Consider the following 12,910-nt stretch of genomic DNA (forward strand, 5'->3'; position numbering starts at 1 on the left):
ATCGAGGCGCTTTGCGCCGCCATCCAAGCGTCGCCGCGGACATAAGAAACTCGAGCTCCGTCGTTGCACGACAATGACCCACGCTCGCACCGGCCAATTGCAAACGGCGCGCCAAGCGATTATTCCGGCGCTCATGAGCAAAAATCCTATCCACATCGTCGGCGGCGGCCTCGCCGGCTCCGAAGCCGCCTGGCAGGCAGCACAAGCCGGTGTTCCCGTCATTTTGCATGAGATGCGCCCGGTGCGCGGCACCGATGCGCACAAGACCGATGGGCTTGCCGAACTTGTCTGTTCCAATTCCTTCCGCTCCGACGATGCCGAGAACAATGCCGTCGGCCTGCTGCATGCCGAAATGCGACTGGCCGGCTCGCTGATCATGAGCGCCGGCGACGCCAACCAGGTGCCGGCCGGCGGCGCGCTGGCCGTCGATCGCGACGGCTTCTCCGACGCGGTGACGAAGAAGCTCGAAGCCCACCCGCTGATCACCATCCAGCGCGAGGAAGTGCCGGGCCTGCCGCCGGCGGAGTGGGACCAGGCGATCATCGCCACGGGACCGCTGACCGCGCCGTCGCTCGCCCAGTCGATTGCCGAGGCAACCGGCGCCGATGCGCTGGCCTTCTTCGACGCGATTGCCCCGATCATCCATTTCGACACGATCGACATGGACATTTGCTGGTTCCAGTCGCGCTATGACAAGGTTGGGCCCGGCGGCACCGGCAAGGACTACATCAATTGCCCGATGGACAAGGACCAGTATCTCGCCTTCGTACAGGCGCTGGTCGACGGCCAGAAGACCGAATTCAAGCAGTGGGAAGGCACGCCCTATTTCGACGGCTGCCTGCCGATCGAAATCATGGCCGAGCGCGGCGTCGAGACGCTGCGCTACGGGCCGATGAAGCCGATGGGGCTGACCAATGCCCACAATCCGACGGTAAAAGCCTATGCCGTGGTGCAGCTGCGTCAGGACAATGCGCTGGGCACGCTCTACAACATGGTCGGTTTCCAGACCAAGCTGAAGCATGCCGAGCAGGTGCGCGTGTTCCGCACCATTCCGGGCCTGGAAAACGCCGAGTTCGCCCGTCTCGGCGGCTTGCACCGCAACACCTACATCAACTCACCGACCTTGCTTGACGCCTCGCTGCAACTGAAGTCGCGGCCCGGCCTGCGCTTTGCCGGCCAGATCACCGGCTGCGAGGGCTATGTCGAGAGCGCGGCGATCGGCCTGCTCGCCGGCCGCTTCGCCGCCGCCGAGCGTCTCGGCCACGCGCCGTCCCTGCCGCCGCTCACCACCGCCTTCGGCGCCCTGCTCAACCACATCACCGGCGGCCACATCGTCTCAGACGACGAGCCGGGCAAACGCTCGTTCCAGCCGATGAACGTCAATTTCGGCCTTTTCCCGCCGGTGGAAGCACCGAAGACCGAAGGCAAACGCCTGCGCGGCAAGGACAAGACGGTGGCCAAGCGCCACGCGATCACCTCACGCGCGCGGGCAGATTGTCGGGAGTGGCTAGGGCTGCCGGCGCAAACAGCGGAAGCTGCTGAATAGCCAAGTCTCAGAGTCCTAACGCGATTGACGTTTACGTCAACTCGCTGTCCATCCCCGCGTTGCGCGCCTGAGCAACAGCCAATGCCGACGCAGAGCCGAAAGCCGGGCTGCGCCGCCAAGCGGCGAGCGACGACCACTCGCCATCTTGCCGAGATAGGCGCTGGTCAGCGCCAGCGGCAGGAACGCCGGACGCAGCGTTTGCGGAAGTGCGGACGCCCCTTGCTCGAAAGCGCGGAGATGCTCCTGCGCCAATGCAATCATCGCAGCCACCGCGCGCTGAGCGCCGGGGCCGCCGTCGCCGCCGACGAACTCTTCCGGCGATGAGCCTACCGCGGCAAGGATATCCGCCGGCACGAAGCATTGCCCGCGCCGGCGATGCAGCGGCAACAGCAGCAACAGGCCGGTCATCGCCTGGGCGCAGCCGGCCCTGCCCGCCAGTTCGGCAAAGGGCGGCGCCTCATTGGGATCGAGCACCATCGCCGCCAGCTGGATCAGCGCGGCCGCCGTCTCGCCGCAATAGCCCTCGAGATCGGTGCGCGACGGCATCGGATCGTCATAGAGGTCGAAGATGCGGGCCTCGAGCATGTTGTCGAAGGCAGTTTTGGGCAGGCCATGGGCAGAAATCGTCGCCTTCAGCGCATCGGCGAGCGGGTTGCCTGTGGCTGCGGCTTCAGCAGCGATGACATCGCGCCACCATTGCAGCCTCACTTCGCCCGGCAATGCCTCGTGGATGCGGTCGCGGACAGAGGCGATCTCGGCATTGAACGCGTAAAGCGAAAACAGCGCCGCGCGCTTGTCGGCCGGTGCATAGAGTGCGCAGACATAGCGGTCATGGTCGCCCGCGCGCACCGTCTCCATGACGATGTCAGCTGTATCGGTCACGTCAGTCGACGGCGATGAGCGCCGCGGCCACGGCGCGGTCTTCGGCAAGCAGCACATTGTAGGTCCGCACCGCTGCCCCCGTCGACATCGGGTCGGAGCCAATGCCAGCCGCCTTCAGCGCCGCCCGAAGTGCTGCCGGCAAGGGCCGCAAATCCTTGCCTGTGCCGACCAGCAGGATCTCGACCTTGTCGGCCTCGGCCAGCAGCAGGTCAAAGTCCGCCGCCGTCAGGGCCAGCGGATCGGCCGGCTCCCAGCCATGGATGCCGGAGGGCAGGCAAAGAAGCGAGCCGCGATGCGACATGTCGGCGAAGCGGAAGCCGCCATTGCCGTAGGCTTCGATCGGCGCCCGTCCGGGGAAATGCGCCTCGCGGATGACGATCCCTTTTGCCACCAGCGCAGCCGTCAGGTCGCCATGGCCTTGCCGCCACCAACCGGCTTCTCCTCATCGGCGCTCGCTCCCTGCGGCCTGAGCCTGAACAGGATCAGCAAGGGCGCTGCGATGAAGATCGACGAATAGGTGCCGAAGACGACGCCGAACAGCATCGCCATGGTGAACGAGCGGATCACCTCGCCGCCGAACAACACGAGCGCCAGCAGCGCCAGGATGGTCGTCACCGAAGTCAGCGTCGTTCTCGACAGCGTCTCGTTGATGGCGTTGTTCAACAATTGTGGGAGCGGCATTCGTTTGTATTTTCGCAAATCTTCTCGAACACGGTCATAGACGACGATCGTGTCGTTGAGCGAATAGCCGATAATGGTCAGGATCGCCGCCAGCGAAGACTGGTTGAACTCGAGCCCGGTGATGACGAAGAAGCCCAGCGTCATCACCACATCGTGCACCGTCGCCACGATTGCGCCGACCGCGAACTGCCATTCGAAGCGGAACCAGACATAGACCAGGATGCCGATCAGCGCGATGATCATCGCAATCGTGCCTTGCTTGGCCAGTTCGCCCGAAACGGTGGGACCCACCACCTCGACGCGGCGGAAATCGTAATTGTCCTGCAGCTCGCCGCGCACCTTGTCGATGACGGTCTGCTCGGCGTTCTCACCGCCATCCTGGGTGCCGACGCGGATCAGCACGTCGTTCGGCGCGCCGAATTGCTGGACCTGCACTTCACCGATATTGAGCTCCGACAGCCGGCTTCTGATATCGCCAATATCGGCGTCGCCTTGCTTGGACTGCACCTCGATGATCGAGCCGCCCTTGAAGTCGATGCCGTAGTTGATGTCGATGGTCAGGAATCCGATAACCGACGCGATCGACAGCAGGCTGGACAGTGCGAACGTCCAGCGGCGGATGCCCATGAACGGGATTTTCGTGCCGGCCGGAACGAAGGTCACCGGCGCACGCGGCAATTCCTTCGGACGCGCACGGCGCAGCCAGATCGACACCAGCAGACGGGTGAAGGTGAAGGCGGTGAACACCGTGGTCAGGATGCCGATGGCATAGGTGATGGCGAAGCCCTTCACCGGTCCGGTGCCGAGATAGAACAGCACGACCGTGGCAATCAGCGACGTCACGTTGGAATCCACGATGGTCGCCAACGCCTTGGTGAAGCCGGTGTCGATCGACTGGATGACCGAACGGCCGGCCCGTCGCTCCTCGCGGATGCGCTCATAGATCAGCACGTTGGAATCGACCGCCATGCCGATGGTCAGCACGATACCGGCAATGCCGGGCAAGGTCAGCGTCGCGCCAAGCAGCGACAAGACCCCGACGATCATCGCCACGTGCACGGCGAGCGCAATGTTGGCGAGGAAGCCGAGAAGTCCGTACGCGACGAACATGAAGGCGACGACGAGAATGGAGCCGATGATGCCGGCGACCTTGCCGGCATGGATCGAATCCTGGCCGAGGCCCGGGCCCACCGTGCGTTCTTCGATCACGGTCAGCTTTGCCGGCAACGCACCGGCGCGCAGCAGCACGGCGAGGTCGTTGGCGCTTTCGGCGGTGAAATTGCCTGAAATCTGGCCGCTGCCGCCGAGGATCGGTTCGCGGATCACCGGCGCCGAAATCACCTGATTGTCGAGGATGATGGCGAACGGCTTGCCGACATTCTGCTGCGTCGCCTGGCCGAACCGTGTCGCACCGCGCGAGTTGAAGACGAACGAAACCACTGGCTCGTTGTTTCGGGAATCATAAGTTGCGGTGGCCTTGGCAAGATCCTCGCCGGACACGATGACGCGATTTTCCACCAGATACGGAACCGGCGGATCGTCCTGCGAATAAAGCACCGAGGAGCCTGCCGGCGGGCGGCCGTTCAGCGCATCCTGCACCGACATCGAGGTATCGACCATCTGGAAGGTCATCTTGGCGGTCTGGCCGATGATCTCCTTCAGCCTTTGCGGATCCTGCAGGCCCGGCACCTGGACGAGCACACGGTCGTCGCCCTGCCGCTGCACGATCGGCTCGGTGGTGCCGAGTTCGTTGACGCGACGCTCGACGACTTCGATCGACTGCGCCAATGCGGCTGAGGTGCGGTATTTGATGCCGGCGTCGGTGACGGTGAATTTGAGCAGCCCGGCTTCGGAATCATCCAGGGACATTTCCTGGATGGAGCCACCGGTGAACAGGCCGGCGGCGACCGGATCGGTCAGCGGCTTAAGCGCCGCCTTGGCGGCATCGATCTGGGTTGGATCGGTGATGCGCACTTGTACGGTCCTGCCGGTGCCGCCAAGGCCGGTATAGCCCACCTTGGCATCGCGCAGCAGCGTGCGGATCTCGTCGCGCGTCGTTTCCAGCTGCGCCTTGACCAGGTCGTTCTGGTCCATCTGCAAGAGGATGTGCGAACCGCCCTGCAGATCGAGACCAAGCGTCATCTGCCGCTTCGGCACCCAGTTGGGCAATTGCGCCAATGTGCTGGCCGGGAAGAGATTTGGCGCGGCAAGGATGAATGTGACGGCCACGGCGATCCAGATCAGGATCATCTTCAGGCGCGAAAAATACAGCATATGGCGTTGTCCGTCAGGGCGTACTGGCGGATCGTTCCGCCGACAATTCGGTTATTTCTTGGCGTTCTTATTTGCCACCGGCTCGCCCTTAACCCGCACTTCGCCGATTGTCGAGCGCGCTGAGGTCAATTTGGCGCTGCCGCCGGCAGCGGTTTCGGCGTCAATCGCCTCTGTCGGTTCCATTCTAATTCTGATCACCGCCGGGCGCTATCGTGCGCTACTCGACTATTTTCAATCGTGCAGGCATCGGTCCGGAACGCAAAAGCAAGGCCAGATCATCGGCGTTCTCCTTGGTGAGGTTGCCCGATATCTGGCCGCGGCCGTTAAGAATTGGCTCGCGGACGACTGGCACCGAAAGCACTTGGTTGTCGAGGATCATCGCAAATAGCTTGCCGACATTCTGCGAGGTCGCCTGCGCAACGCGTGCCGTTGCCCTGGAATCGAAGGTGAACGAAACCGCCGGCTCATTTGTGACGGAGTTGGGAGTCGCCTGAGCATTGACAATGTCGTCACTGGAAACGATCGTTCGGCTCTCAACCAGATAGGGAACCGGTGGATCGTCCTTCGAATAAACCACCACCGAGCCAGCGGGCGTCCGGCCATTGATCGCATCAGCGACCGGCATCGACTCATCAACCCACTGAAAAGTCAGCATTCCGGTTCGGGTGAGAATTCTCCTCAGCCTTTGCAAATCCGCAACGCCCGAGGTCCGGACCAGCATACCGTCTTCGCCCTCTGGCCGCACTACTGGGTCGGCTACACCAAGATCACGCAGGCGATTCTTAATGACCACGATCGACTGCGCAAGCGCGATCGACATCCGATACTTGATACCTGTGTCTGTTACCGTGAACTTGAGCAACGCTGCTCCGGTATCATCCAGGATCACTTCCTGGACCGGACCAGCGCTGCCAAGGACAGGATCAGTCACCGCCTCCAATGCCATCTTGGCCGCGCCGACCTGAGCGGCGTCGGTGATATGCACCTGAACGGCCCGACCCGACTTAGCAAGACCAGTATAGCCGATCCTTGCATCGCGCAGCAGCGTCCTGATTTCGTCACGCGTCGCCTCCAACCGGCGATCGATCACATCGGTCGCGTCCAATCGAAGCAGCACGTCCGCGCCGGCAGCGTGAAGACTGGGCGCGTCGACGAGCATTGTGGCCATAGCAAGCCAGATCAGGATCATTTTCAGGCGCGAAAAATGGACCATACGCCGTCTTTTGTCAGAGCTCTGCCCGCGGATCGCTCCGCTTGGGAAACTGGCTTACTTCTTGGCGTTCTGGTTGGCCACCGGCTCGCCCTTGACCCGAACATCGGCGATCGTCGAGCGCAGCGCCGTCACCTTGGTGCCGCCGCCAAGGTCGATCTCAAGCTCATTGTCGTCGATCACCTTGGTCACCTTGCCGACGAAGCCGCCGCCGGTGATGACCGTGTCGCCACGGCGCACGGCCGAGATCATCTCCTGGCGCTTCTTCAACTGGGCGCGCTGCGGCCGGATGATGAGGAAATACATGATCACGAAGATCAGAACGAACGGGAGTATCATGCCGATATCCCCGAACGGACCAAGCGGAGTTCCGGTAGCTTGGGCGTATGCCGGTGTGACGAACATCAAGAACTCCTGGTTACGAAGAAGGCCGTAGGGCGGCCTCGCCAAATTTGGCCGGAATATAGTGGGTAAAGTTACCAATGCAACTGCGCGGCCGGGCTTTCAGCTGCTTTTCCGGCCGGTTGACCCGTGTTAGAGCATGCTCCCGGAATACGGGCGTGGTTTTCGCAAAAGATCATGCCCAAACAAAAGCTTGGAACCAGTTTCTATCTCGCCCGGATCAAGACGATTTCGGCCCCTACGCACGTTCGTGCGGAAACATAAAAGACGAGACATGACCGACAGCACCATCGAGGCCCTGAACCAAAAGCTCGACCGCCTGATCGAGGCGGTCACCCGCCTCGCCCCGCCGCCGGTGCCGCAAACCGATCTTGCGGTTGCCGATTGCTTCGTCTGGCAGGCCGACCCCGGCTATCTCGAGCCGGTGCGCAAGGTCAACCGCGTCGACATCGGCCTGATCCGCGGCGTCGACCGCGTGCGCGACATTCTGGTCGAAAACACGGAACGTTTCGCCGCCGGCCATGCCGCCAACAATGTGTTGTTGTGGGGTGCGCGCGGCATGGGCAAATCCTCGCTGGTCAAGGCCGTGCATGCGCAGATCAACGCCCAGGCCAAATCCGACCTGCCGCTCAAGCTGATCGAGATCCATCGCGAGGATATCGACACGCTGCCCAGGCTGATGGGCCTGCTGAAGGCGGCGCCGTTTCGCTTCATCCTGTTTTGCGACGACCTCTCCTTCGACCATGACGACACCTCCTACAAGTCGCTGAAGGCAGCCCTTGAAGGCGGCGTCGAGGGCCGCCCGGCCAATGTCATCTTCTACGCCACGTCGAACCGCCGGCACCTGTTGCCGCGCGACATGATCGACAATGAGCGCTCGACCGCCATCAACCCGTCCGAGGCGGTCGAGGAAAAGGTTTCGCTGTCCGACCGCTTCGGCCTGTGGCTCGGCTTCCACAAATGTTCGCAGGACGAATATCTCGATATGGTCAACGGCTATGCCACCCATCATGGACTGAAGATCGACCCGGAGCAGCTGCGCGCCGACGCCCTGGAATGGGCAACGACACGCGGCAGCCGCTCGGGCCGCGTCGCCTGGCAATTCACTCAGGATCTGGCCGGCCGGCTCGGCAAGCCGCTGAACGACTGATTGATTTCCGTCAGGTCACTGAAAAAGCCCGCCCCTTGCGGAGCGGGCTGAGCCGGCGGGCCGGACTGGAGGTCAGACGGCCTGCAAAACGTTTATTGTTCTATTCCCGACTATTCGAGATAACCTGAGGGATCGACCGGGGCCGAGTTCTTGCGCACTTCGAAGTGCAGTTTCGGCGAGTCGGTGGTGCCGCTCATGCCCGACAGCGCGATCTCCTGGCCGCGCTTGACCTTCTGGCCGCGCTGCACCTCGATCGACCTGGCGTGGCCATAGACGGTGACCAGCCCGTTTTCGTGGCGCACCAGCACCGTATTGCCGAATTCCTTGAGGCCGTCGCCGGCATAGATGACCACGCCGTTCTCGGCCGCCTTGACCGGCGTCCCCTCAGGCACGGCGATGTCGACGCCATCCTTGCCGCCACCAAAATTGGAGATGACGCGGCCACGCACCGGCCAACGCATCTTGCCGATGCCGGTGGCATCGGGCGCAACAGCATCGTCGTCCTCGGCCTGCTGGATGACCTTGGCGTCCTTCTTCGGCGGCGTGTAGGTGGCGAGCGTCTCCGTCGGCTTTGCCGCCGGTTGGGTGGTCGCGGTCGTCACCGGATCAACTTTGGCCGGCTTGGCGCTGGCGACCGTTGCGGTGCCACCTGCCGGAACCTTCAGCGTCTGGCCGATCTTGAGCAGGCCGTCTTGCATGCCGTTCGCCTGCTTCAGCGCCACGACGCCAACGCCGGTCTTCCTGGCGATGGAGGACAGGCTGTCGCCCGACTGGACCGTGTAGGTGCCCGCGCCGGCTTTTGGCGCGGCCGAGGCAGTCTGCGCCGGCTTGTCGGTCTTCGGCTTGTTCGCTGCCGAAGCGTCAACCTGCGCGGCGGACTTGCCGTCCTTGAGTTTCGGCTGCTGCGGCAGTACGGCGACCTTCTCCGGCGCCGGCGCCTTGGGGCTGTTTGCCGGCTTGCCGTCGGCAAGTTTCGGCTCTGTCCCCTTGCTTGAATAGGCATAGGCCGGGATGACCAGTTTCTGACCGGTCTTCAGCCCCTTGGTGGCGCTCAAGCCGTTGACCTTCATGATCACGTCGGCGGGCACATGATAGCGATGAGCGATGCCGGAAATGGTCTCGCCGTCGCTGACCACGATCTCGGTCGCATGCGGCGTACCAGCCGCAAGTGGTTTCGGATCGGAGTCACCGGCATTCTTGAACGGCCTCGCCGGCTGGACGGTGCCGGTAGTCGTTCTGTCGACATGCGGTGCCGGTGCAAGCGCCGGCGCGGAAGCGGTGCGCATCGGAGCAGCTTTGGGCGCGCTCGGCGGCGGCAGCTGCTGGACGGTGACTGGCTCCAGGCTGGAGCGGCTGACCGACTGGTTATGGCTGCCATCGACAGGTGCCGCAGCGATCGGCTCGGCCGCCACATCGCCCGGATAGGGCTGCGCAGTGCTCTGCTTGTCGATGATGGCGCGCTGATTGTTGGTCGAGGAGGTGAAGACGTCGTCGACACCATTGAACCGCGAGACTTGGGAGCTACACCCCGCCGCCACTCCGGCTAGCATGAGGACAGCGCAGCCCCGCGACAGAGTACGCCCGTTTGCCTTCAAAACACTGAATTGCATCGCACTAACCCGCACAGACCCGGTACACACTGGTCATGATTAAAGCGCGTTAATGTTACTGGCGGGTTAACCCCATAGAATCGGACGCAAATTTTCTTAAAACATTTTGTAAGGCGCCTTCACCAACGTCGTCATCCCTGGGCGAAGCAGGCGCGAAGCGCCGTCGCGGAGACCCTGGGATCCATTCCGTGACATTGGCCGAAGAATGCAGCAGAGCAGAATTCTGCGCCGTAGCTACGCCTTGATGGCGCGGCATGGATCCTCGGGTCTGCGCTGCGTCGCTACGCTCCTTGCTTCGCCCGTGGATGACGAAACGATCGGCTTCGGCTTACCTTCGAAGCGCGTGACAGGCAGAATTCAGATAACCGCCGCGACGCTGCGCAGGATCGGCTGCAGGCGCACGGTGCCGATATCCTCGCGCTCGAAGCGGCTGCCGACCTTGGTCAGCTTGGCCAGCACCTGCTCGCCCTCCTCCGGCCCGATCGGGGCAATGACGATGCCGCCGCTCGACAATTGGTCGAGCAGGAAGCGCGGCAGGCTGTCGAAAGCCGCCCAGGCTACGATGCGGTCGAACGGCGCTTCGTTGGCAAGGCCGTTGGAACCATCGGCCTGGCGCACGATGACATTGCCGATGCCGAGCGCCTCGAAGCGTTGCCTGGCCTGCTCGGCCAGCGTCTTGTAGCGGTCGACGCTGACGATGCGAGCCGCGAGCCGCGACATCACCGCTGCCGTGTAGCCCGAGCCGGTGCCGATCTCGAGCACCCGGTTGCCGGGCTCTATTGCCAAGGCCGCAATCACCGCCGCCTGCAGATCGGCGCCCTCGATCGCCTCGCCGCATTCGATCGGCAGCATGCCGTCCGACCAGGCGATCGAATGGAACTGGCCGTTGAGGAAGCCGCGCCGCGGCGTCGCCTCGAAGGCTGCGATCAACGCCTTCGGCACCGCGCCTTGGCCGCGCAGGCGCAGCAGGAAAGCGGCAAAACCCTCGCGATCGTCGAGCGGCAAGTTCATGCCAGAACCTTCTTCATGCGAACACCTTATTCAGCCAGCGCCTTGGTCAGTTGGTCACGGATTTCATGCGCGGTGAGGTCAAGCTGCAGCGGCGTCACAGACACGAGCCGGTTGCGCAGAGCATGGAGATCGGTGCCCTGCTTGCCCTCGACCGGCTCGCGGCCGAAGCGCAGCCAGTAATAAGGCAGGCCGCGCCCGTCGCGGCGCTCGTCGACCCACAGGCTGTGCACCAGCTTGCCTTGCGACGTCACGACGGTGCCGGCGACCTCGTCAGGCAGGCAGTTGGGAAAGTTGACGTTGAGCAGCACGCCGTCCGGCAGCGGCATGGCGACGAGCTTTTTCAGCAGCGCCGGCGCCAGCACCTCGGTGGTCTCATAGGGAACGACGCGGTCCTCGCCGACATAGGAATAACCCTGGCTGAGTGCGATCGAGCGGATGCCGAGCAGCGCGCCTTCCATGGCGCCGGCGACGGTGCCGGAATAGGTGACGTCGTCGGCGATGTTGGCGCCGGAATTGACACCGGACAGGATCAGGTCCGGCGCGCCAGGCAGGATCTTCTTGACGCCCATGATGACGCAGTCGGTCGGCGTGCCGCGCACGGCGTAGTGTTTCTCGCCGATCTTGCGCAGCCGGAGCGGCTCCGAGATCGACAGCGAGTGCGCGTAGCCGGACTGGTCCTGCTCCGGCGCCACGACCCAGACATCGTCCGACAGCGTGCGGGCGATGCGTTCGAGCGACGCCAGGCCCTCGGCATGGATGCCGTCATCATTGGTCAGAAGGATGCGCATTACTTCGATTCGATCTTCGCCAGACCGCCCATATAAGGCCGCAGCACTTCAGGAATGGTTACGCTGCCATCCTCATTCTGGTAGTTTTCGATGACGGCAATCAGCGCACGGCCGACAGCGGTGCCCGAACCGTTCAGCGTGTGCACAAAGCGGTTGCCCTTGCCATCCCGGTCCTTGTAGCGGGCATCCATGCGCCTGGCCTGGAAGTCGCCGCAGACCGAGCAGGACGAGATTTCGCGATAGGCGTTCTGGCCGGGCAGCCAGACCTCGATGTCGTAGGTCTTGCGCGCGCCAAACCCCATGTCGCCCGTGCACAGGACCATGGTGCGGAACGGCAGCTCCAGTCGCTTCAGCACCTCTTCCGCGCACTGCGTCATCCGCTCGTGCTCGGCGAGCGAAGACTCCTGGTCGGTGACCGAGACCAGCTCGACCTTGTAGAACTGGTGCTGGCGCAACATGCCGCGCGTGTCGCGGCCGGCGGAGCCCGCTTCCGAGCGGAAGCACGGCGTCAGCGCCGTATAGCGCAGCGGCAGCTTTTCATGGGCCGTGATTTCTTCGCGCACCAGGTTGGTGAGCGGGACCTCGGCGGTTGGAATCAACCCGAGCCGGCCATCGCCATGCTGCACGAAGAACAGGTCGTCCTCGAATTTCGGCAGCTGGTTGGTCCCGAAAAGCACTTCGTCGCGCACCATCAGTGGCGGGATGACTTCTTCATAGCCATGCTCGGTCGTGTGCAGATCGAGCATGAACTGGCCGATGGCGCGCTCCATCCGCGCCAGCCCGCTCTTCAGCACGGTGAAGCGTGATCCCGACAGCTTTGCCGCCCGCTCGAAATCCATCATGCCGAGCGCTTCGCCGATCTCGAAATGCTCCTTCACCCAGTTCGGCCGGGTCGGCACCTCGCCGACGATATGCTTGACGACATTGTCGTGCTCGTCCTTGCCGACCGGCACGTCGTCGAGCGGCACATTCGGCAGCACCGCCAGCGCATCGTTCAGCGTCTTGTCGAGCTCGCGCTCGCGCGCCTCGCCATTCTGGATGAAGGTCTTGATATCGCCGACTTCGGCCTTGAGCTTTTCGGCAAGTGCCGTGTCGCCCGAACGCATGGCGTTGCCGATCTCCTTCGAGGCGGCGTTGCGGCGTTCCTGCTTGGTCTGCAGCTCGGTGACGTGCTCGCGCCGCGCTTCGTCCTTCTTGATCAGCTCATCGACCGTGGACTGCGCCTCGTCAGCCGACCACGAGCGCTTGGCCAGCGCCTCGACAAGGGCCTTCGGGTTGTCGCGAATCCATTTGATATCAAGCATAGTTGGTCGTCCTCGAGCTAAGGCCTGAGGGCGTAAACCGCATCCTTCATCG

General features: G+C 63.2%; 11 protein-coding genes. 2 read left to right on the forward strand and 9 right to left on the reverse strand.

Going from position 1 to position 12,910, the window contains the following annotated elements:
- Nucleotides 1–133 precede the first annotated feature (133 nt).
- The gene (gene trmFO, locus X726_RS165335; RefSeq protein WP_023667674.1) at nt 134–1,546 is read left to right on the forward strand and encodes a methylenetetrahydrofolate--tRNA-(uracil(54)-C(5))-methyltransferase (FADH(2)-oxidizing) TrmFO; all 1,413 of its coding nucleotides are present in this window, start codon (nt 134–136) and stop codon (nt 1,544–1,546) included.
- Between the two features lie 36 nt (nt 1,547–1,582).
- Here trmFO and X726_RS165330 read toward each other — a convergent pair whose 3' ends face one another.
- The 5 genes from X726_RS165330 to yajC all read right to left on the reverse strand — a co-directional run bounded on the left by X726_RS165330 (nt 1,583) and on the right by yajC (nt 6,998).
- Nucleotides 1,583–2,428 carry a phytoene/squalene synthase family protein gene (locus X726_RS165330; RefSeq protein ID WP_031214505.1) on the reverse strand — a complete coding sequence of 282 codons (846 nt, stop codon included), beginning with the start codon at nt 2,426–2,428 and terminating at the stop codon, nt 1,583–1,585.
- A 1-nt stretch (nt 2,429) separates the two neighbouring features.
- Nucleotides 2,430–2,819, reverse strand: coding sequence for an Mth938-like domain-containing protein (locus X726_RS165325; protein ID WP_023667676.1), 390 nt, complete (start codon nt 2,817–2,819; stop codon nt 2,430–2,432).
- Nucleotides 2,820–2,830: 11 nt separating this feature from the next.
- Complete coding sequence (gene secDF, locus X726_RS165320; protein ID WP_023667677.1) at nt 2,831–5,383, reverse strand: protein translocase subunit SecDF; 2,553 nt, start codon at nt 5,381–5,383, stop codon at nt 2,831–2,833.
- Nucleotides 5,384–5,600: 217 nt separating this feature from the next.
- A complete protein-coding gene (locus tag X726_RS165315; RefSeq protein ID WP_023744782.1) occupies nt 5,601–6,596 on the reverse strand; it encodes a hypothetical protein in 996 nt (331 codons plus the stop codon).
- Nucleotides 6,597–6,650: 54 nt separating this feature from the next.
- Nucleotides 6,651–6,998, reverse strand: a complete 348-nt coding sequence (gene yajC / locus X726_RS165310; protein WP_023667680.1) for a preprotein translocase subunit YajC — start codon at nt 6,996–6,998, stop codon at nt 6,651–6,653.
- A 271-nt stretch (nt 6,999–7,269) separates the two neighbouring features.
- Between yajC and X726_RS165305 the strand changes: the two genes are divergently transcribed.
- Nucleotides 7,270–8,145, forward strand: coding sequence for an ATP-binding protein (locus X726_RS165305; protein WP_023667681.1), 876 nt, complete (start codon nt 7,270–7,272; stop codon nt 8,143–8,145).
- A gap of 110 nt (nt 8,146–8,255) precedes the next feature.
- Here X726_RS165305 and X726_RS165300 read toward each other — a convergent pair whose 3' ends face one another.
- The 4 genes from X726_RS165300 to serS form a co-directional block, all read right to left on the reverse strand.
- Nucleotides 8,256–9,755, reverse strand: a complete 1,500-nt coding sequence (locus X726_RS165300) for a peptidoglycan DD-metalloendopeptidase family protein (RefSeq protein WP_023667682.1) — start codon at nt 9,753–9,755, stop codon at nt 8,256–8,258.
- A 357-nt stretch (nt 9,756–10,112) separates the two neighbouring features.
- Entirely contained in the window at nt 10,113–10,766 is a 654-nt protein-coding gene (locus tag X726_RS165295; RefSeq protein WP_023667683.1) for a protein-L-isoaspartate(D-aspartate) O-methyltransferase, read from the reverse strand.
- A 26-nt stretch (nt 10,767–10,792) separates the two neighbouring features.
- The gene (surE, locus tag X726_RS165290) at nt 10,793–11,554 is read right to left on the reverse strand and encodes a 5'/3'-nucleotidase SurE (protein WP_023667684.1); all 762 of its coding nucleotides are present in this window, start codon (nt 11,552–11,554) and stop codon (nt 10,793–10,795) included.
- On the reverse strand, nt 11,554–12,858 hold the full coding sequence (gene serS, locus X726_RS165285; protein ID WP_023667685.1) for a serine--tRNA ligase: 1,305 nt from the start codon (nt 12,856–12,858) through the stop codon (nt 11,554–11,556). The genes surE and serS overlap by 1 nt, the downstream gene beginning before the upstream one ends.
- Nucleotides 12,859–12,910: the final 52 nt, after the last annotated feature.

The sequence above is a fragment of the Mesorhizobium sp. LSJC285A00 genome, assembly GCF_000503155.1.
Classification (GTDB): domain Bacteria; phylum Pseudomonadota; class Alphaproteobacteria; order Rhizobiales; family Rhizobiaceae; genus Mesorhizobium.

What these genes read in the sequence shown, in the direction of transcription:
- surE (WP_023667684.1), bottom strand. Translation starts at nt 11,554, where the DNA reads ATGCGCATCCTTCTGACCAATGATGACGGCATCCATGCCGAGGGCCTG.
- X726_RS165305 (WP_023667681.1), top strand. Translation starts at nt 7,270, where the DNA reads ATGACCGACAGCACCATCGAGGCCCTGAACCAAAAGCTCGACCGCCTG.
- X726_RS165300 (WP_023667682.1), bottom strand. Translation starts at nt 9,755, where the DNA reads ATGCAATTCAGTGTTTTGAAGGCAAACGGGCGTACTCTGTCGCGGGGC.
- serS (WP_023667685.1), bottom strand. Translation starts at nt 12,858, where the DNA reads ATGCTTGATATCAAATGGATTCGCGACAACCCGAAGGCCCTTGTCGAG.
- trmFO (WP_023667674.1), top strand. Translation starts at nt 134, where the DNA reads ATGAGCAAAAATCCTATCCACATCGTCGGCGGCGGCCTCGCCGGCTCC.
- secDF (WP_023667677.1), bottom strand. Translation starts at nt 5,383, where the DNA reads ATGCTGTATTTTTCGCGCCTGAAGATGATCCTGATCTGGATCGCCGTG.
- X726_RS165295 (WP_023667683.1), bottom strand. Translation starts at nt 10,766, where the DNA reads ATGAACTTGCCGCTCGACGATCGCGAGGGTTTTGCCGCTTTCCTGCTG.
- X726_RS165315 (WP_023744782.1), bottom strand. Translation starts at nt 6,596, where the DNA reads ATGGTCCATTTTTCGCGCCTGAAAATGATCCTGATCTGGCTTGCTATG.
- yajC (WP_023667680.1), bottom strand. Translation starts at nt 6,998, where the DNA reads ATGTTCGTCACACCGGCATACGCCCAAGCTACCGGAACTCCGCTTGGT.